Raw genomic sequence first — 18,468 nt, forward strand, 5'->3', positions numbered from 1 at the left:
CGCCCGGGGGTGTGTGACCTCGGTCCCACCCCCGGGTGTCCCCGGGGCGTAAGCCCGGGGAGCCGATCCGACCGCAGGTAGGCTTGCGCGGTTGCCGATCGCCGAACCAGCCGACGGAGACCGTGACTACCACCACCACGAGCCACCATCTCTCGCCCGCCTTCCCCGGCCGGGCCCCTTGGGGTACCGCCAACAAGCTGCGCGCCTGGCAGGAGGGCGCGATGGGGAAGTACATCCAGGAGCAGCCGCGCGACTTCCTCGCCGTGGCGACCCCTGGCGCCGGAAAGACCACCTTCGCCCTCACCCTCGCCTCCTGGCTGCTGCACCACCACGTCGTCCAGCAGGTGACCGTGGTCGCGCCCACCGAGCACCTGAAGAAGCAGTGGGCGGAGGCCGCGGCCCGCGTCGGGATCAAGCTCGACCCCGAGTACAGCGCCGGCCCCCTCGGCCGCGAGTACCACGGCGTCGCCGTGACCTACGCCGGTGTGGGCGTCCGCCCGATGCTCCACCGCAACCGCTGCGAGCAGCGCAAGACCCTCGTCATCCTCGACGAGATCCACCACGCCGGCGACTCCAAGTCGTGGGGCGAGGCGTGCATGGAGGCGTTCGAGCCCGCGACCCGGCGCCTCGCGCTGACGGGCACGCCCTTCCGCTCCGACACCAACCCGATCCCCTTCGTCACGTACGAGGAGGGCAACGACGGCATCCGCCGCTCCGCCGCCGACTACACGTACGGCTACGGCAACGCCCTCGCCGACGGTGTCGTCCGCCCGGTCATATTCCTCTCCTACAGCGGCAACATGCGCTGGCGCACCAAGGCCGGCGACGAGATCGAGGCCCGCCTCGGCGAGCCGATGACCAAGGACGCCGTCTCGCAGGCCTGGCGCACCGCCCTGGACCCGCGCGGCGACTGGATGCCGAACGTCCTGCGCGCCGCCGACCGCCGGCTGACCGAGGTCCGCAAGGCCATCCCGGACGCCGGCGCGCTCGTGATCGCCGCCGACCAGGAGTCCGCCCGCGCCTACGCCAAGCTGATCCGGGAGATCACCGGCGAGGGCGCGACGGTCGTGCTCTCCGACGACTCCGGGGCCTCCCAGCGCATCGACGACTACGCCCACTCCGACTCCCGCTGGATGGTCGCCGTCCGCATGGTGTCCGAGGGCGTCGACGTGCCCCGCCTCGCCGTCGGGGTCTACGCGACGACGATCTCCACCCCGCTGTTCTTCGCCCAGGCCGTCGGCCGCTTCGTGCGCTCCCGGCGGCGCGGCGAGACGGCGTCCGTCTTCCTGCCGACCGTGCCCGACCTGCTGACCTTCGCCAATGAGATGGAGGTCGAGCGCGACCACGTCCTCGACAAGCCGAAGAAGGGCGACGGCGAGGAGGACCCGTACGCGGAGGAGGACAAGCTCCTCGCCGAGGCGGAGCGGCAGCAGGACGAGGAAACGGGCACCGACGACCAGCTGTCCTTCGAGGCGCTGGAGTCCGACGCGGTCTTCGACCGGGTGCTCTACAACAACGCCGAGTTCGGCATGCAGGCGCACGCGGGCAGCGAGGAGGAGCAGGACTACCTCGGCATCCCCGGGCTGCTGGAGCCGGACCAGGTGCAGATGCTGCTCCAGAAGCGGCAGGCCCGCCAGATCGCGCACAGCCGCAAGCGGCCGGACGCGGAGGCGGACCTCCTCGAACTTCCCGCCGAGCGGCGCCCGGTGGTCACCCACAAGGAGCTCCTGGAGCTGCGCAAGCAGCTGAACACCCTGGTCGGCGCCTACGTCCACCAGAGCGGCAAGCCGCACGGCGTGATCCACAACGAGCTGCGCCGCGTGTGCGGCGGCCCGCCGAGCGCGGAGGCGACGGCGGGCCAGCTGAACGAGCGCATCAAGAAGGTGCGCGAGTGGGCGACGCGGATGCGCTGACGCCCAGCGCCGGCCCGTTCACGGGTCGGCGCTAGCGGTCCGCGGGGAGGACCGTGAAGGGCAGCTTCACCTCGGTGGGCCAGGTGGCCTGGTCGGTGGCGGTGTTCTTCTCCATGTCCATGGAGAGCCCGAGGAACTGGATGACGCCCCGGCTCGGCTGCACGTCGGGCGCGAAGGTGAAGCGGAGCTTGAAGCCGACCGTGGAGCGCTTGTCCAGCCGGGGGCGCGGGAGCTCGAACTTGTTCGAGGGGTCCCACGAGGTGGGTACCCAGGCGTGCTCCTCCTCGTTCCAGAACGACACCTTCACGTCGTTCCATTCCGGGCCCGGCTTTCCGTCGAACCAGATATTGGTGGGCAGGCCGACCACTCCGAAGTCCGTGTCGCTCGCGGAGTTGTCGACCGTCACGTCGACGTCGGCCGTACCCCCCGGCTTGACGGTGAGGCCGGTGGATCCGACCTTGATGACGGCCCGGCCGGCCGTGGGCTGCTGCTCGGCGGCGGCCGTCGTCGGCGTCCGCTCGTCGGCGGCCGCGGGGGAGGCGAGGAAGGCAGCGGGGACAAGGACACCAGCGGCCACGATCATGGCTATTCGGGAAGTCTTCATGATGATCACCTTAAGCCGGACTTTGACGGATCGTCAGTGATTTTCGGCCTCAGTGGTTTCAGCGGATCCGGCCCGCAAACCGTCCGCATAGTGAAATCCCGCCCCCGATAATCGCCAAAATCCCACGCGGCGCCCGGATCGCGGGCAGACTCTTCCGCTGAGCGGACCGGCGGCGCTACGGTGCCGGTCACGCACACGCCCCGTGGCAGCGCCGCCGCGGAGCGCAGCCGGTGCCAAGCGAAAAGCGGCCGGCGGCCTCTCCTCGCGCGCTGCCGGCACGGGACCGGCGGCGCACCCCACCGCGACGAAGGGCCGCCACTCATCGGAGGAGGGGCGCCGTGACCGCGGAGACCTCACAGACGCTCGACCGGGGACTGCGTGTCCTCAAACTGCTCGCCGACACCGATCACGGGCTGACCGTCACCGAGCTGTCCACCAAGCTCGGGGTCAACCGGACGGTGGTCTATCGACTGCTCGCCACGCTGGAACAGCACGCGCTCGTACGCCGTGACATCGGCGGCCGGGCCAGGGTCGGCCTGGGGGTGCTGCGGCTCGGCCGCCAGGTGCACCCGCTGGTCAGGGAGGCGGCCCTGCCCGCCCTGCGGTCCCTGGCCGAGGACATCGGGGCCACCGCCCACCTCACGCTCGTCGACGGCACCGAGGCGCTCGCGGTGGCCGTCGTCGAACCGACGTGGACGGATTACCACGTGGCCTACCGGGCCGGGTTCCGCCATCCGCTGGACCGGGGGGCGGCCGGCCGGGCCATACTCGCGGCCCGCCGGGGCGAGACCGACAACCCCGGGTACGCCCTCACCCACGGCGAACTGGAGGCCGGGGCCAGTGGGGCGGCGGCGCCCCTGCTCGGCGTCCTGGGCATCGAGGGCAGCGTGGGCGTCGTCATGCTCTCCGACTCGATCCCCGATCGTGTGGGCCCCCGGGTGATGGAGGCGGCCAAGGAGGTGGCCGACGCGCTGCGGTGAGCGCGGGTCGGCCCGGGGTTCCCCACGTCCCGGGCCGACCCACCGGGCTCGCGACCTGCCAGGCCTGGCCTGTCCTGCCTGGCCTGTCCTGCCCGGCCCGGCCCGGCTCTCCGGCTTCCCGGCCCGGCCCGAGCCGGCCTGCCGTCCGGCCGCCTACGCGGCCTGGCCCGGCCCGTCCGAGCCCGTCCGGCCGGCCCGACCCGGCCGGCCCGATCTCTGGCCCGCCCGGCCGGCCTCCCCGGCCCGACCCGCCCGGTGAGGCCGCACCGCGAGGGTTGCCTGTCACGGCAGGGGCGGGAGTGAACTAGATTCGCTTGCATGCCAGCTCAGACTCCCACCGCCCGGTTCTCCCGCCCGTCGGGGCGTACCCGGATCCTCGCGGTCTGCGCCGCGCCCGTCGTCGCCCTGTTCGCGGTGGCCGCGTTCGTCCCCCTGCCGTTCTCGCTCGCGCAGCCGGGCTCGACCGTGAACGTCCTGGGGGCGGACAAGGGCAAGCCGGTGATCACCGTCGACGGCGCGGGCACCCGCCCCACCAGCGGTGAGCTGCGCATGACCACGATCGTGGCGACCGGGCCGCACGTGGACGTCAGCCTGGCCGACGTCGTGCGCGGCTGGTTCCGCAGCGACCGCGCCGTGATGCCGCGCGACTCCGTCTACCCCGTCGGCGACTCCGACCAGGAGGTCTCGGAGCACAACGCCGCCGAGATGAAGCAGTCGCAGGACGCCGCCTCCCAGGCCGCCCTGCGCTATCTGCGGAAGTCCCCGAAGGACGTGAAGGTCGGGCTCAGCCTCGCCGACATCGGCGGACCCAGCGCCGGCCTGCTCTTCACCCTCGGGATCATCGACAAGGTCGACGGCGACGGCCGCGGCGGCGACCTCACCGGCGGCCGGACGATCGCGGGTACGGGCACGATCGCGCCGGACGGCACCGTGGGCGCGGTCGGCGGCGTGCCGCTGAAGACCCAGGCGGCCCGGCGCGACGGCGCCACCGTCTTCCTCGTGCCGAAGGCGGAGTGCTCGGACGCGCGGGCCAACCTCCCGAAGGGGCTGCGCCTGGTCCCCGTGAAGAAGCTGGACGACGCGGTGACGTCCCTGCGGGCCCTGGCGTCGGGCCAGGAGGACAAGGTCCCGGCCTGCTAGCTCCGGCCCGTTCGGAGGACCGGGGTCCGGGGCGGAGCCCCGGACGCGGGAAGGGGCGGGCAGGGGAAAGATCCTGCCCGGACCCTTGCCGCCCGGACCCCGCCCCCGACACCCGCGCCGCACACGCAAGCCCCCCGCCCACACCCCCCGCCCTCACCCCTCCCGGATGAACCCCTCCCGCACCAGCCAGTCCTTCGCCACCGCGTGCGGGTCCTCGCCCTCCACATCCACCTTCGCGTTCAGCTCCCGCGCCACGTCGTCGGTCAGCTTCGCCGTGATCGGGTCCAGCACCTCCTTGATCGACGGGTACTTCCGCATCGCCTTGGCGTTGATCTCGGGAGCGGCGTTGTAGTTGGGGAAGAAGTGCTTGTCGTCCCGCATCACCACCAGGTTCATCGCCTTGATCCGGCCGTCGGTGGTGAAGACCTCGCCGAAGGTGCAGGAGGAGCCCCCGGAGACCTGGGTGTAGATGATCCCGCCGTCCATCTTCTGCACGCTCGACGCCGGGACGCGCATGTCGTACCGCTTCGCCATGCCCGGCAGCCCGTCGTTGCGGGCCGCGAACTCGCTCTCCACGCACAGCGACACCGCCCCGGGGTCGGTCCGGGACAGCCGGGCGACGTCCGAGAGCGTCCGCGTGCCGTACTTCTTCTCGTTGGCCCGGTTCAGCGCCAGCGCGTACGTGTTGTCGAGCGTGGCGGGCGGCAGCCAGACGATGCCGTTGCGGACGTCCGCCTCGGCCACGGCCCGCCACTGCGCCTGGGGGTCGGCGATCGGCTTGTCGTGACCCAGATAGGTGATCCAAGCGGTGCCGGTGTACTCGTACATGGCGTCCGCGCCACCGGACCGGATCGCCTCGCGGGCGCCGATCGAGCCCTGGATGTTGGTCCGGTCGAGGACGTTCGCGCCGGCGGCCTCGAAGGCCAGGCCCATGATCTGGCCCAGCACGATGTTCTCGCTGAAGTTCTTGGAGGTGACGGTCAGGTCGGCGCCCTTGAGCGGCAGGCCCTGGCCGACGGAGCCGGGCCGGACGTCGTCGACCATCGGTGAGCCGCTGGTCAGCCCGCAGCCGGCGAGCGCCACCGGGGAGAGCAGCATGCCCGCGAACGCCGCCGCCGCGGCCGTGCGCCATCTCATCCCTCGCCCCTCACGCCTCGCTCCTCATCTGTTGCCCCTTACGCCTCGCCCCTCGTCCGTTGCCCCTCATCCGTCGTCCCTCATCCGTCGTCCCCCACGCCTCGCCCCTCGTCCCCGCCTTTCATCCTTCGCCTCCCGCTCTCCCCGGTCCGCCCGGTTCCAGCCCGCGCGGCCGCAGCAGCAGCTCCGCCAGCGACGCCAGCCAGTCGACCAGCAGCGCCAGCGCCACGGTCAGCACCGAGCCCAGCACCAGCACGGACATCCGCTGGTTGGTGATGCCCGAGGCGATCAGATCGCCGAGCCCGCCGCCCCCGCCGAAGTAGGCGAGCGTCGCCGTGCCCACGTTGAGGACGAGCGCGGTGCGCACCCCGGCGAGGATCAGCGGCACGGCCAGCGGCAGTTCGACCTTGCGCAGCACCCCGGCGGCCGACATGCCGATCCCGCGCGCGGCCTCCACCAGCGTCGGGTCGATGGCCCGCAGCCCCGCGACGGTGTTGGACAGGACGGGCAGCACCGCGTAGACGACGATGCCGATCAGCGCGGCCCGGGTGCCGATGCCCAGCCAGATGACCAGGAGCGCCAGCAGGCCGATGGCGGGCGTGGCCTGGCCGATGTTGGCGAGGGCCATCACCAGGGGGGCCGCGGGCCGCAGCCTGCGGCGGGTGAGCAGCACGCCCAGCGGGATCGCGATGATCAGGACGAAGAAGGTCGAGACGACGGTCAGCGAGATGTGCTGGCGCAGCCGCAGCCAGACGTTGCCGTTCGCGAGGGAGTTCTCGGCGATCGAGTCGAGCTCGGCGCCCCGGAACCACAGCCAGGTCGCCAGCAGGACGGCGGCCACGATCGCCGGCAGGACGACGAGCCGCTGCCAGGTGATCCGCCGGCCGGGACCGGTGAGCCGCTCGGCGGACGCCCCGGGCTCCTCGGGCGGCTCCGGCTCCACGGCCTCCCCGGGGTCGCGGAAGGCGATGCCCCGCACCTCGTGCTCCCCGGCGGGCCGCGCGTCCGGCGTGCGCCGGTCGCCGCGCCGCGTCACGAGAGGTCCTCCGGCTCGCCCGGCGGCATCCCTTCCTGCTCCTGGCGGGTCTGCTGGGACCGCTGTTCCTCCAGCCGGTGCTGGTGCTCGACCGCGTCGAGCCGGTCCTCCTCCAGCAGTTCGTGCACCGAGTTCATCAGCGTCTCCATGTCGACCACGCCCTCGTACTCGCCGCGCCGCCCCGTCACCGCGACCCGCCCGGCGTTGTCGGTGAGCACCGCCTCCAGGGCGTCGCGCAGCGTCGCGTCCCGGGTGACCGTGTCGTGCACGAGGGTGCCCGCCCGTGCCAGCGAGCCCCGGGCGCGCATCAGGTCGCCCCGCCGCAGCCATTTGTACGGGCGGCGGTGGCGGTCCAGGAGCAGCACCTCGTTGGTGGTGCCTGCGCGCAGCTTGTCGAAGATGGACTGGAGGGGGTCGTCGACGGTGGCCGTGGGCACGTCCACGATCTCCACGTCGCGCACCCGGGTGAGGTTGAGCCGTTTGAGGGCCGCGCCCGCGCCGACGAAGCCGGAGACGAAGTCGTCGGCCGGGTTGGTGAGAATCGCCTCCGGGGTGTCGAACTGGGCGATGTGCGAACGCTCGCGGAGCACCGCGATCCGGTCGCCGAGCTTGATGGCCTCGTCGAAGTCATGGGTGACGAAGACGATCGTCTTGTGCAGCTCGTGCTGGAGCCGGATCAGCTCGTCCTGGAGGTGGTCCCGGGTGATCGGGTCGACGGCGCCGAAGGGCTCGTCCATCAGGAGTACGGGCGGGTCGGCGGCGAGCGCGCGGGCGACCCCGACGCGCTGCTGCTGCCCGCCGGACAGCTGCCGCGGATAGCGGCCCCGGAACTCGCCGGGGTCCAGCCCCACCAGGTCGAGCATCTCCTCCACCCGGGCGTCGGTCCGGCCCTTGGGCCAGCCGGTCATCCGCGGTACGAGCGCGATGTTCTGCGCGACGGTCATATGGGGGAAGAGCCCCGAGGACTGGATCGCGTAGCCGATCTTGCGGCGCAGCTTCACCGGGTCCATGTCGGTGACGTCCTCGTCGTCGATGCGGATCCGGCCCGAGGTCGGCTCGATCAGCCTGTTGATCATCTTCATGGTGGTGGTCTTGCCGCAGCCGGACGGGCCCACGAAGACCACCAGCTCACCCGCCTTGATCTCCATGTTCACGCAGTCGACGGCGGGCGTGGGGTTGCCCGGGTAGCGCTTGGTGAGGTTCTCCAGCTCGATCGTGGCGCCGGAGGGCTTCCCGGCGGGTTTCCCGGCGGTGGCCGCGCCGGGTGACGCGCCGGAGGGTGCGGGCGTGGGCTCAGGCACGGATCCCCCTAGGGATGGTCAGCCGGCCGATCAGGACGTACGCGGCGTCGAAGAGCAGGGCGAGCACGATGATGCCGAGCGTCCCGGCCAGCACCTGGTTGAGCGCGTTGGCACTGCCCAGGGACGAGATGCCGCGGAAGATCTCGTTGCCGAGCCCCGGCCCGGAGGCGTACGCGGCGATCGCCGCGATGCCCATCAGCATCTGGGTGGCGACCCGGATCCCGGTGAGGATCGGCGGCCAGGCGAGCGGCAGCTCCACCCGGAACAGCCGGGCGAACCGCGACATGCCGATGCCCGTCGCGGCGTCGACCAGCGAGGGGTCCACCCCGCGCAGCCCGACGATCGCGTTCCGGACGATCGGCAGCAGCCCGTAGAGCACCAGCGCCGTGACCGTCGGGGCCACGCCCAGGCCGGTGACCGGGATCAGCAGGCCGATCAGGGCCAGGGAGGGGACGGTGAGGACCGTCGCGGTCGCGGTGACCGCGAGGTTGCCCGCCCACTCGCTGCGGTAGGTGAGCACCCCGATGGCGACCCCGATCAGCGTGGCCACGACCATGCACTGGAAGACGGCGCTGGCGTGCTGGTACGTATCCGCCAGCAGCTGCTCGTGCCGGCTGCCGACGTACTCCCAGAAGGTCACCCGGCACGCTCCTCGCCGCTGTCGGTCCCCGGCTCCCGGCCCCGGACGGGGGCCGCCGGTCCTCGGTCAGTCCTCCGACGCCTGCTTCACCAGCGGGATGATCCTCAGCGGTACCGCGTTCTCCATCACGATCGCCGTGGAGGCCCGCACGATGCCATCAAAACCCACAACCCGGTCGATCACACGCTGGAGGTCGGCGTTCGAGCGGGCGACCAGCCGGCAGAGCATGTCGCCGTGCCCGGTGGTCGTGTGCAGCTCCAGCACCTCCGGCACGGTCGCCAGATGCGTCCGGACGTCCGCGCCCTGCCCCTGCTTGATCTCCAGCGTGGCGAACGCCGTCACCGGATAGCCCAGCGCCGCCGGGTCCACCTCCGGCCCGAAGCTGCGGATCACCCCCTGTGCCTGGAGCCGGTCCAGTCGCGCCTGCACGGTGCCGCGCGCCACGCCCAGCCGGCGGGACGCCTCCAGCACCCCGATCCGCGGCTCCTCCGCGAGCAGCTCGATCAGCCTGCCGTCCAAACGATCGATCGCCATGCCCGCCTCCCTATGGTCATCATGTACAGAACGTCCGGGGTTACCGCACGTACGCTATGCAGTATGCCCAGGGAATTCGCAAACTATTGCGCACCTTGTGGATCGGCGGGACGCTGCGGCCATGACTCAGACCACGGATCACACCCTTCACACCGCACGGCAGGCCGACCCCTTCCCGGTCAAGGGGATGGACGCGGTGGTCTTCGCGGTCGGGAACGCCAAGCAGGCCGCGCACTACTACTCCGTCGCCTTCGGCATGAAGCGCGTCGCCTACTCCGGCCCGGAGAACGGCAGCCGTGAGACGGCGAGTTACGTCCTGGAGTCCGGCAGCGCCCGCTTTGTCTTCACCTCCGTCATCAAGGCCACCACCGACCGGGGCCGCTTCCTCGCCGAGCACGTCGCCGAGCACGGCGACGGCGTCGTCGACCTGGCCATCGAGGTGCCGGACGCCCGCGCCGCCTACGCCTACGCCGTCGAGCACGGCGCCACGGGCGTGACGGAGCCCCACGAGCTCACCGACGAGCACGGCACGGTGGTGCTCGCCACCATCGCCACCTACGGCCGGACCGTCCACACCCTGGTCGAGCGCACCGGCTACACCGGCCCGTACCTCCCTGGCTTCGAGCCCGCCGAGCCGGTCGTGACCCCCGGCCCCCGCCGCTTCCAGGCCATCGACCACTGCGTGGGCAACGTCGAGCTCGGCAAGATGGACGAGTGGGTGAGCTTCTACAACAACGTCATGGGCTTCACCAACATGAAGGAGTTCGTGGGCGACGACATCGCCACCGAGTACTCCGCGCTCATGTCGAAGGTCGTCGCGGACGGCACCCGCAAGGTGAAGTTCCCGCTCAACGAGCCTGCCATCGCCAAGAAGAAGTCCCAGATCGACGAGTACCTGGAGTTCTACAACGGCCCCGGCGTGCAGCACATCGCCCTCGCCACCAACGACATCGTCGCCACCGTCCGGGCCATGCGCGACGCCGGCGTGCAGTTCCTGGACACCCCCGACTCGTACTACGACACCCTCGGCGACTGGGCCGGCGAGACCCGCGTCCCCGTCGACACCCTCCGCGAGCTGAAGATCCTCGTCGACCGCGACGAGGACGGCTACCTGCTCCAGATCTTCACCAAGCCGGTGCAGGACCGGCCGACGGTCTTCTTCGAGATGATCGAGCGCCACGGCTCCATGGGCTTCGGCAAGGGCAACTTCAAGGCCCTCTTCGAGGCGATAGAGCGCGAGCAGGAGAAGAGGGGGAACCTCTAGCACCGCCTTCCTCGCGGGCCGGGCGAGCCGGAGAATCCGGCTCGCCCGGCCCGCGAGGACCGGGGCCCGGGGCGGAGTCCCGGTTACGGGAAGGGGCGGGGAGGGGAAGAGAACCCCCATGGGCGATCTGATCAAGCTGCTCCGCGACGGCCTCCCCGACGAAGCCGTCCTCACCGACCCCGACGTCATACGCGCGTACGCCAAGGACATGGCCAGCTTCTGCGACGCCGGCACCGCCGCCGCCGTCGTCCTCCCGCGCACCGTCGAACAGGTGCAGCACGTCATGCGCACCGCCACCGCCCTGCGCGTCCCCGTCGTCCCGCAAGGAGCCCGCACCGGACTGTCCGGCGCGGCCAACGCCACCGACGGCTGCGTCGTCCTCTCGCTCGTCAAGATGGACCGCGTCATCGAGATCAATCCCGTCGACCGGATCGCCGTGGTCGAGCCGGGCGTCGTCAACGCCGAGCTCTCCCGGGCCGTCGCCGCACAAGGCCTCTACTATCCGCCCGATCCCTCCAGTTGGGAACAGTGCACCATCGGCGGCAACATCGGCACCGCCTCCGGCGGACTGTGCTGCGTGAAGTACGGGGTCACCGCCGAGTACGTCCTCGGCCTCGACGTCGTCCTCGCCGACGGACGGCTGCTCACCACCGGCCGCCGCACCGCCAAGGGCGTCGCCGGCTACGACCTCACCCGCCTCTTCGTCGGCTCCGAGGGCAGCCTCGGCATCGTCGTCCGGGCCGTCCTCGCCCTCAAGCCCGCGCCGCCCGAACACCTCGCGCTGGCCGCCGAGTTCCCCTCCGTCGCCGCCGCCTGCGACGCCGTCTGCGAGATCATGGCCCGCGGCCACGCCCCCTCCCTGCTGGAGCTGATGGACCGCACCTCCGTCCAGGCCGTCAACGCCATGGGTCACATGGGCCTTCCGGAGAGCACCGCCGCCCTCCTCCTCGCCGCCTTCGACACCCCGGACCCCGCGGCCGACCTGGCCGCCGTCGCCGAACTGTGCACCGCCGCCGGTGCCACCGAGGTCGTGCCCGCCGATTCCGCCGCCGAGTCCGACCTCCTCCTCCAGGCCCGCCGGATGACCCTCCCCGCCCTGGAGTCCCTGAAGTCCGCCACGATGATCGACGACGTCTGCGTGCCCCGCTCCCGGCTCGCCGCCATGCTCGACGGCACCGCGGCCATCGCCGACAAGCACGGGCTGCTCATCGGCGTCTGCGCGCACGCCGGCGACGGCAACACCCACCCCGTCGTCTGCTTCGACCCCGACGACGCCGACGAGGCCCGCCGCGCCCGCGAGTCCTTCGACGAGATCATGGCCCTCGGTCTGGAGCTGGGCGGCACGATCACCGGCGAGCACGGCGTCGGCGTCCTGAAGAAGGACTGGCTGGCCCGTGAGTTGGGCCCGGTCGCGCTGGAGCTCCAGCGCTCGCTCAAGCAGGTCTTCGACCCCTTGGGCATCCTCAACCCCGGCAAGCTCTTCTGAGCCACCCGTCTTCTTCCGGGCCGCCCGCTGTCCTCCGGGCCACCCGTCCGCGGACTCCCGCCCGGCGGCCCGTACCACAGGAACCCCCGCCCCTCACGCGCCCAGCAGCTCGCGCAACGCCTCGTCCAGCGCGAGCCGTTCCGGCTCCGACCCCGGCGCCACCGCCATCAGCGTCCGCTCCAGCCACGCCGCCACCGGTGACGCGGGCGCCTCCAGCAGCGCCTCCCCGTCCGGCGAGGACAGCGCCATGCACACCAGGCTGCGCCCGTCGGCGTGCGTCGGCCACACCCGTACGTCCCCGTGCCCGGACGGCCGGAACACCCCCTCCACCAGCAGCTCGCGGGCGAAGGTCCAGTTCACCGGCGAGTCCGAGGTGACGTGGAAGGAGATGTGGACGGCGTACGGATCGGCCGACCGGTAGCTGAGCCGGGCCGGGACGGGGATGCTGTGGTCCGGCGACAGCACCAGGTTGAGCTCCAGCTCTCGTTCCACCACGGTGTGCATGATGCGCCCCTCTCTGCTCTGCTTCTCTCGCTGCGTGGCACCTCGCGAAACGGGCCCGCACCGGAGGGAGCGCACCGACCCCCACAGCATTACGCGACTTCGCCCGATCGATCCGAACTTTTCAGCGGCGGGTACGGCGCGCTGACGCCGTGCCACCGGTCGCACGTGTGAGTGGTCCCGCCCGCGGGACGGCCGCAGAGTGGAGAGCCGTCTGGTAGACCTGTCTGGAGCGCCCCGGGTTGCCTTTTGTGCATTGAGGTCACGGAGGACCGGAGCCGCGCAGCAGGATGCACGCGCGCGTGCGGCAGACTGCTCAGTGCCAGCCGCCCGCCCAGACATGACACCCAGTACGGCCGAGCAGATACGGGACACCGGACACGATGAGCGCTCCTCACTCAGGATCCGCCGACAGCAGCCCCGTCGAAGGTTTCTACCCGGATCCGTCCATTCCTGGGTATATCCGGTATTGGAGCGGCACGGCCTGGGTGCCCGGCACGAGCCGGCCCGCGCCCGCCGAGGGCGAGCCGATGCCCGCGCCGCCCCCCGGGGCCGCCCCGGCCGCCCCCGCGCTCGCCGCGCCCGTACCGCCCACGCCGAGGCGCTCCTCGGCCCCTTCCTCCTCGCCCTCCCCTTCTTCCTCGCCCTTCCCCTCCCCGGAGACCCCGGCTTCCTCGTCGGGCTCCTCGGGCCCGTCGGCCGCAGCGGCCATGCCCCCGGCCCGGCAGTCGCCCGAGGAGACCGGGCCCATGTTCCTGGACGAGGAGCCCGCGCTGCGCGACGCCCGCGCGGAGGCGGCGGATCCGCGCGCGGGGTTCGGCGGTGCGCCCGAGCGCCGCGGCGGCTGGGCCGAGCCCGCCGTCCCGGCCGCCCGCGACCCCCGCCAGGACGGCACCGCGCCCGGCGGGGCCCCGGCCGCCACCCCGGACGGCGCGGATCCGGAGGGCCCGCGACCGGTCCGCGCCGACGGCACCCTGACGATCCGTCCGGAGCGGCCCGTCGTCCCCTCGGCGCCCTCCGCCCGCTCCACCCCGGCCACCTCCGGCCGGGGCACCATCCAGCTGCGCACGGCCGCGCAGCCCCCGCGGACCACCGCGGCGGCCGCGCCCGCACCGCAGGTGTGGCCCGACGCCCGGGCCCGGGAGGCCGGTCCCGCGCCGCTGCCCGCCGCCCCGGAGCGCCAGGCCCTGCCCGCTCCCGCGCCCTCCTCCACCGACCGCCCCGCGGCCGACCGTTCCGCCCCCGACCGCCCGGCGTCCGACCGTTCCGCCCCTGACCGTGCGGCCTCCGACCGCCAGGCGTCCGACCGCCAGGCGTCCGACCGCCAGGCGTCCGACCGCTCCGCGGCGGTCTCCGGCGGCGCTGCGGGCGGCTGGGCCCAGCAGGTGCAGCAGCTCGCCCGGCAGCGGCCCCAGGGGGCCGACGCCCCCGCCCCGTGGAAGCCGCCGAAGGACGACCCCTTCCTGCGGGCCGCGCAGGAGCAGGGCCGGCCCGCGGGCCTCGGCCGGCGGCTCGCCGCGCGCCTCCTCGACTCCGCAGTCCTGGGCGCCGTCGTCTCCGCCGCGGCCGTGCCCCTGTGGAGCAAGGCCGCCGAGCACATCGACACCAAGGTCGAGCAGGCCAAGCAGTCCGGCCGGACCGTCACCGTCTGGCTGCTCGACGGCACCACCGGCACCTACCTCGGCATCGTGCTGGCCGTGCTCCTCGTCGCCGGAGTGGTCCTGGAGGCGCTGCCCACTGCCAAATGGGGCCGCACCCTGGGCAAGAAGCTGTGCGGCGTGCGCGTCCTCGACATCGAGTCGCACGACACCCCCGGCTTCGGGGCGGCGCTCCGCCGCTGGCTGGTGTACGGGGTGCTCGGCATCCTGGGCGCCGGGGTGCTGGGCGTCCTGTGGTGCCTGTTCGACCGGCCCTGGCGGCAGTGCTGGCACGACAAGGCGGCCCGTACGTTCGTGGCCGCGAAGAGCGGCTGAGCGCGGGCGACACGAACGGCATACGGCCGGATGCGGTCACCGGAAGCCTGGGTTCTACTCGGGCCATGAGCACCGACCAGCCGCGCGACGACGACCCGTTCCAGAAGCGGCCCTCCGAGCCGCCGCCCTACGGCGGCGCCGGCGGGGGCGCCTCACCCGGGAGCGGGCAGGGCGCCGGCGCCCCGTACCCCGGCGGGACGGGCGGCACCGGTGGCCCGGGAGGCGGTCCCGGCCCCTATCCGGGCGCCCCCGGTGGTGGTCCCGGTGCCTATCCGGGTGCCCCCGGCGGCGGCCCGGGCGGGGGGACGGGCAACCCCTACGGTGACGGCTTCGGCGCCGCCGACCCGCTCGCGGGCATGCCGCCGCTGGCCAGCCGCTGGAAGCGGCTGGTCGCGCGGATCATCGACGGCCTGCTCGTCGCCGTCCCGGTGACCGTCGTCTTCTCGGCCGCGACCTGGGGCTGGGACCCCTGGGACGACAGCGGCAAGTCCACCGGGCTGTCCATCATCATCGCGGTCGTCTACTTCGTCTACGAGGGCCTGATGCTCACCACCCGCGGGCAGACGGTCGGCAAGATGGCCATGCAGATCCGGGTGGCGATGCTCGACAACGGAGCGGTGCCGGAGGGGCGGCCGGGCTGGACGCGCGCCGCCGTCTACTCCTTGCCCGAGGTCGTCCCGTGCTGTGGCTTCGTCTTCTGGCTGATCAATGTGCTGTGGTGCACCTGGGACGACCCGTATCACCAGTGCATCCACGACAAGGCCGCCAAGACCGTGGTGGTGTCAACGGTGCAGTGAGTGCTCTCCCACCCTGGACTCCGCGGGCAGCGGCGCACGCTGCTCACGCGCTCCGGCCGCTTCCCCACGGGGGACGCGGCCGGTCGTGCGTGACACCGGCACCGTGACGGCGACGAGGAGTCCGAGCGCGAGCGAGACAAGGGCGATGAGGGCCGTCCCGAACCCGGCGCCGGGCTGCGCGAACAGCAGCATGGCGAGGGCGGAGAAGACGACGGTGGCCGATCCATAGGCTATCTGTGCGGGAGTCGGACGCGGCATGGCGGGATCCGTCCTCGGGGCTATGAACAGGGGGGTAGCGGAGTCGGCTGGTACGTACAGCAAAACGACTCTACGGTCCTGTCTGCCCGAGCGGAACTCCCGGTAAGCGTGACCTAACCCACGGTACCGGAGCACGGGGGGCGCACGGCGGCATCGCGCTGTCCAACTGGTGAGATCAACGCGCCGGTTGATGTCCGAAATCCGCAACTTAAAGGTCGGATAACGTACTTGCTCTAGCGCCTTCAGTCAAGGTCTGTCTTTTCCGGAGCCTCTCCGATCAAATACCTCCACAGTTGTTACTGGGGAGGACAGACACAAGTGAAAAGCAGCCAACGGAGGGTCGCCAGATCCGCGGCCGTGGCCACGGCCGTCGTGCTGGGCGCTACGACCCTTTCGGCCGGATTCGCTCAGGCGGCCGGTGCTACGGGCGGCAGCGGGGCCGACCACCCCGCCGGCGTCGTCCGCGGCGACCCGGAGCAGACCGGGCGCGGCGTCGAGCACGACCTCAAGGGCCCGTTCACCAAGAAGCGCGAGGCGCAGCGCAAGGCCGCGCTCGACAAGGTGATAGCCGGTGACGCCCGCGCCGAGGAGCGCGGCGGGTCGAAGGTCGTCCAGCTCGGCAAGGGCAAGTACGTCGAGCTCGCCCGCGAGAAGACCGACCGCATCTTCACCGTCCTGGTCGAGTTCGGCGACAAGGTCGACGACACCACGATGTACGACCCGGACGGCCCCGACGGCCCCAAGCCGCCCGTCAAGAAGTTCGGCGGCGCCCCCGGCCCCGCCCACAACCGGATAGACCAGCCGGACCGTGCGAAGGACAACAGCACGGCCTGGCAGAAGGACTACAACCGGCAGCACTTCCAGGACCTGTACTTCTCGAAGGACAAGAACAAGGAGTCCCTCGCCAAGTACTACGAGAAGCAGTCCTCGGGCCGCTACTCGGTCGAGGGCCAGGTCACGGACTGGGTCAAGGTCCCCTACAACGAGGCCCGTTACGGCTCCAACTACTGCGGCTCCACCAACTGCCCGAGCGCCTGGGACCTGGTGCGCGACGGCGTCAACCAGTGGGCCGCGGACCAGAAGGCCGCCGGCCGCTCGGACGCCGAGGTCAAGGCGGAGCTCGCCAAGTATGACCAGTGGGACCGTAACGACTTCGACGGCGACGGCAACTTCAACGAGCCCGACGGCTACATCGACCACTTCCAGATCGTGCACGCCGGCGAGGACGAGTCCGCCGGCGGCGGTAAGCAGAAGACCGACGCCATCTGGGCCCACCGCTGGTACGCCTACGGCGCCGACACCGGCCGCACCGGCCCCGCGGGCAACAAGGCGGGCGGTACCCAGATCGGTGACACCGGCATCTGGGTCGGCGACTACACCATGCAGCCGGAGAACGGCGGCCTCGGCGTCTTCGCCCACGAGTACGCGCACGACCTGGGCCTCCCCGACGAGTACGACACCACCGGCAAGGGCGAGTCGTCCGTCGCCTACTGGTCGCTGATGTCCTCCGGCTCCTGGCTGGGCAACGGCAAGGACTCCATCGGCGACCTCCCCGGCGACATGAGCGCCTGGGACAAGCTCCAGCTCGGCTGGCTCAACTACGGCAAGGCGAAGGCGGCGACGAAGTCGACGCACAAGCTGGGCGTGGCCGAGTACAACACCAAGGACAAGCAGGCGCTCGTCGTCGACCTGCCCGCCAAGGCGGTCCGGACCGACGTCGTGAAGCCCGCCGAGGGCACCAAGCAGTGGTGGGGCGGTCAGGGCGACGACCTGAAGAACACCCTCACCCGCTCGGTCGACCTCACCGGCAAGTCCAAGGCTCAGCTGGACCTCTCCGGCTGGTGGGACATCGAGGCCAACTACGACTACCTGTACGTCGAGGCCTCCACGGACGGCGGCGCCAACTGGACCCCGCTCGACGGCACCGCCGACGGCAAGTCCATCCCGCGCGACGGCGCCGACAAGCCCGCCCTGACCGGGGTCTCCGGCGCGTACAAGAAGCTCGCGTACCCGCTCGACGCCTACGCGGGCAAGAAGTTCGACCTGCGCTTCCGCTACCTGACGGACGGCGGCACCTCGGGCAAGGGCTTCACCGCCGACGCCCTGACCCTCACCGCCGACGGCGCCCCGCTCTTCACGGACGGCGCCGAGGGCGACGACAACGGCTGGACGGCCAAGGGCTTCTCGCGCATCGGTGAGTCCTTCACCAAGGAGTACGCGCAGTACTACATCGCCGAGAACCGTCAGTACGTGTCGTACGACAAGACCCTCAAGGTCGGCCCGTACAACTTCGGCTGGCGCAAGGACCGCCCGTCCTGGGTGGAGCACTTCCCCTACCAGAACGGCCTGTTGATCTGGAAGTGGGACACCTCCCAGATCGACAACAACGTCGGCCTGCACCCCGGTGTCGGCCGCATCCTGCCGGTCGACGCGCACCCGAAGGCCGAGAAGTGGGCCGACGGCTCGCTGATGAAGAACGGCGTCCAGGCGTACGACTCGACCTTCAGCTGGTTCCCGGCCGACGGCTTCACCCTGCACCGGGACGGCGTCGCCGCCCGGGTCAAGGGCAAGCTGGGCACGCCGGTCTTCGACGACCGCAAGGGCTCGTACTACGACAAGACGAACCCGACCGGCGGCGTGCAGCTTACTGACACCAACACCCGGATCAAGATCCTCACGGAGGCGCCGAGCGGCTCCACGATGACCCTCCAGGTGGGCCCCTCCGGTAAGTAAACCCCGAGAAATCGGCATTCTCGCAGGTCAGAGACGTATCGGCCGTCGCCCTCTAGCGGGCGGCGGCCGATCGCGTTTAGATGACCGGCGGGGGACCGTTATTGACACCCCCGCCCGGGAGCCGGCTCGCGACGCCTTCCGGTCAGGCCCTGACCAGGCCCTGACCGGGCG

The 18,468-nt window shown here is 71.8% G+C and carries 17 protein-coding genes and 1 pseudogene; 9 read left to right on the top strand and 9 right to left on the bottom strand.

Annotation, left to right across the window (positions count from 1 at the left end; translation table 11 throughout):
• Positions 1-122: 122 nt before the first annotated feature.
• Positions 123-1,913, top strand: coding sequence for a DEAD/DEAH box helicase (locus LUZ64_RS00265; protein WP_095578842.1), 1,791 nt, complete (start codon positions 123-125; stop codon positions 1,911-1,913).
• A gap of 31 nt (positions 1,914-1,944) precedes the next feature.
• On the opposite strand, the gene LUZ64_RS00270 is transcribed toward LUZ64_RS00265, so the two are convergent.
• Positions 1,945-2,517: a thioredoxin domain-containing protein gene (locus LUZ64_RS00270; protein WP_143593013.1), complete on the bottom strand. Its 573-nt coding sequence runs from the start codon at positions 2,515-2,517 to the stop codon at positions 1,945-1,947.
• Between the two features lie 338 nt (positions 2,518-2,855).
• On the opposite strand from LUZ64_RS00270, the gene LUZ64_RS00275 reads away from it, so the two are divergent.
• The gene (locus LUZ64_RS00275; protein WP_095578840.1) at positions 2,856-3,497 is read left to right on the top strand and encodes an IclR family transcriptional regulator; all 642 of its coding nucleotides are present in this window, start codon (positions 2,856-2,858) and stop codon (positions 3,495-3,497) included.
• 318 nt (positions 3,498-3,815) lie between these two features.
• Positions 3,816-4,637 (top strand): YlbL family protein, encoded by an 822-nt coding sequence (locus LUZ64_RS00280; RefSeq protein WP_095578839.1) that lies wholly within the window; start codon positions 3,816-3,818, stop codon positions 4,635-4,637.
• Between the two features lie 153 nt (positions 4,638-4,790).
• On the opposite strand, the gene LUZ64_RS00285 is transcribed toward LUZ64_RS00280, so the two are convergent.
• The 5 genes from LUZ64_RS00285 to LUZ64_RS00305 form a co-directional block, all read right to left on the bottom strand.
• Positions 4,791-5,774, bottom strand: a complete 984-nt coding sequence (locus tag LUZ64_RS00285) for a glycine betaine ABC transporter substrate-binding protein (protein ID WP_095581171.1) — start codon at positions 5,772-5,774, stop codon at positions 4,791-4,793.
• A gap of 121 nt (positions 5,775-5,895) precedes the next feature.
• Positions 5,896-6,810: an ABC transporter permease gene (locus tag LUZ64_RS00290; RefSeq protein ID WP_095581170.1), complete on the bottom strand. Its 915-nt coding sequence runs from the start codon at positions 6,808-6,810 to the stop codon at positions 5,896-5,898.
• Positions 6,807-8,111, bottom strand: coding sequence for a betaine/proline/choline family ABC transporter ATP-binding protein (locus tag LUZ64_RS00295; RefSeq protein ID WP_095581169.1), 1,305 nt, complete (start codon positions 8,109-8,111; stop codon positions 6,807-6,809). Before LUZ64_RS00295 ends, LUZ64_RS00290 begins: the two co-directional genes overlap by 4 nt.
• Positions 8,104-8,751, bottom strand: coding sequence for an ABC transporter permease (locus LUZ64_RS00300; protein ID WP_095581168.1), 648 nt, complete (start codon positions 8,749-8,751; stop codon positions 8,104-8,106). Before LUZ64_RS00300 ends, LUZ64_RS00295 begins: the two co-directional genes overlap by 8 nt.
• A gap of 66 nt (positions 8,752-8,817) precedes the next feature.
• The gene (locus LUZ64_RS00305) at positions 8,818-9,285 is read right to left on the bottom strand and encodes an Lrp/AsnC family transcriptional regulator (RefSeq protein ID WP_095581167.1); all 468 of its coding nucleotides are present in this window, start codon (positions 9,283-9,285) and stop codon (positions 8,818-8,820) included.
• Positions 9,286-9,406: 121 nt separating this feature from the next.
• Between LUZ64_RS00305 and hppD the strand changes: the two genes are divergently transcribed.
• Together hppD and LUZ64_RS00315 are read left to right on the top strand one after the other, a co-directional pair.
• Positions 9,407-10,549 (top strand): 4-hydroxyphenylpyruvate dioxygenase, encoded by a 1,143-nt coding sequence (gene hppD, locus LUZ64_RS00310; RefSeq protein WP_095581166.1) that lies wholly within the window; start codon positions 9,407-9,409, stop codon positions 10,547-10,549.
• Between the two features lie 118 nt (positions 10,550-10,667).
• A complete protein-coding gene (locus LUZ64_RS00315; protein WP_095581165.1) occupies positions 10,668-12,035 on the top strand; it encodes an FAD-binding oxidoreductase in 1,368 nt (455 codons plus the stop codon).
• Between the two features lie 93 nt (positions 12,036-12,128).
• Here the strand turns inward: LUZ64_RS00315 and LUZ64_RS00320 are convergent, their stop codons facing one another.
• Positions 12,129-12,539, bottom strand: a complete 411-nt coding sequence (locus LUZ64_RS00320) for an SsgA family sporulation/cell division regulator (RefSeq protein ID WP_095581164.1) — start codon at positions 12,537-12,539, stop codon at positions 12,129-12,131.
• A 380-nt stretch (positions 12,540-12,919) separates the two neighbouring features.
• Here LUZ64_RS00320 and LUZ64_RS37430 point away from each other — a divergent pair.
• Positions 12,920-13,015: pseudogene (locus LUZ64_RS37430) on the top strand (DUF2510 domain-containing protein); the annotation flags it as partial.
• On the opposite strand, the gene LUZ64_RS37435 reads toward LUZ64_RS37430, so the two are convergent.
• Entirely contained in the window at positions 12,970-13,287 is a 318-nt protein-coding gene (locus LUZ64_RS37435) for a hypothetical protein (protein ID WP_308251437.1), read from the bottom strand. The pseudogene LUZ64_RS37430 and the gene LUZ64_RS37435 sit on opposite strands and share 46 nt — an antisense overlap.
• Here LUZ64_RS37435 and LUZ64_RS00325 point away from each other — a divergent pair.
• On the top strand, positions 13,286-14,509 hold the full coding sequence (locus LUZ64_RS00325; protein WP_308251436.1) for an RDD family protein: 1,224 nt from the start codon (positions 13,286-13,288) through the stop codon (positions 14,507-14,509). The two genes, LUZ64_RS37435 and LUZ64_RS00325, sit on opposite strands and share 2 nt — an antisense overlap.
• 65 nt (positions 14,510-14,574) lie before the next feature.
• Positions 14,575-15,306, top strand: coding sequence for an RDD family protein (locus tag LUZ64_RS00330; protein WP_095580344.1), 732 nt, complete (start codon positions 14,575-14,577; stop codon positions 15,304-15,306).
• Here the strand turns inward: LUZ64_RS00330 and LUZ64_RS00335 are convergent.
• Positions 15,292-15,564, bottom strand: coding sequence for a hypothetical protein (locus LUZ64_RS00335; protein WP_095580342.1), 273 nt, complete (start codon positions 15,562-15,564; stop codon positions 15,292-15,294). The two genes, LUZ64_RS00330 and LUZ64_RS00335, sit on opposite strands and share 15 nt — an antisense overlap.
• Positions 15,565-15,921: 357 nt before the next feature.
• Here LUZ64_RS00335 and LUZ64_RS00340 point away from each other — a divergent pair, with 357 nt between their 5' ends.
• Positions 15,922-18,297, top strand: coding sequence for an immune inhibitor A domain-containing protein (locus LUZ64_RS00340; RefSeq protein ID WP_232390304.1), 2,376 nt, complete (start codon positions 15,922-15,924; stop codon positions 18,295-18,297).
• The last annotated feature ends 171 nt before the right edge of the window (positions 18,298-18,468 follow it).

This window comes from Streptomyces albireticuli (assembly GCF_021228125.1).
In the GTDB taxonomy this organism is placed as follows: Bacteria; Actinomycetota; Actinomycetes; order Streptomycetales; family Streptomycetaceae; genus Streptomyces; species Streptomyces albireticuli.

Coding starts and splice junctions, on each gene's coding strand:
- LUZ64_RS00270 (WP_143593013.1), bottom strand. CDS start 2,517: ATGAAGACTTCCCGAATAGCCATGATCGTGGCCGCTGGTGTCCTTGTC.
- LUZ64_RS00280 (WP_095578839.1), top strand. CDS start 3,816: ATGCCAGCTCAGACTCCCACCGCCCGGTTCTCCCGCCCGTCGGGGCGT.
- LUZ64_RS00285 (WP_095581171.1), bottom strand. CDS start 5,774: ATGAGATGGCGCACGGCCGCGGCGGCGGCGTTCGCGGGCATGCTGCTC.
- LUZ64_RS00305 (WP_095581167.1), bottom strand. CDS start 9,285: ATGGCGATCGATCGTTTGGACGGCAGGCTGATCGAGCTGCTCGCGGAG.
- hppD (WP_095581166.1), top strand. CDS start 9,407: ATGACTCAGACCACGGATCACACCCTTCACACCGCACGGCAGGCCGAC.
- LUZ64_RS00315 (WP_095581165.1), top strand. CDS start 10,668: ATGGGCGATCTGATCAAGCTGCTCCGCGACGGCCTCCCCGACGAAGCC.
- LUZ64_RS00320 (WP_095581164.1), bottom strand. CDS start 12,539: ATGCACACCGTGGTGGAACGAGAGCTGGAGCTCAACCTGGTGCTGTCG.
- LUZ64_RS00325 (WP_308251436.1), top strand. CDS start 13,286: ATGTTCCTGGACGAGGAGCCCGCGCTGCGCGACGCCCGCGCGGAGGCG.
- LUZ64_RS37435 (WP_308251437.1), bottom strand. CDS start 13,287: ATGGGCCCGGTCTCCTCGGGCGACTGCCGGGCCGGGGGCATGGCCGCT.
- LUZ64_RS00330 (WP_095580344.1), top strand. CDS start 14,575: ATGAGCACCGACCAGCCGCGCGACGACGACCCGTTCCAGAAGCGGCCC.
- LUZ64_RS00335 (WP_095580342.1), bottom strand. CDS start 15,564: ATGCCGCGTCCGACTCCCGCACAGATAGCCTATGGATCGGCCACCGTC.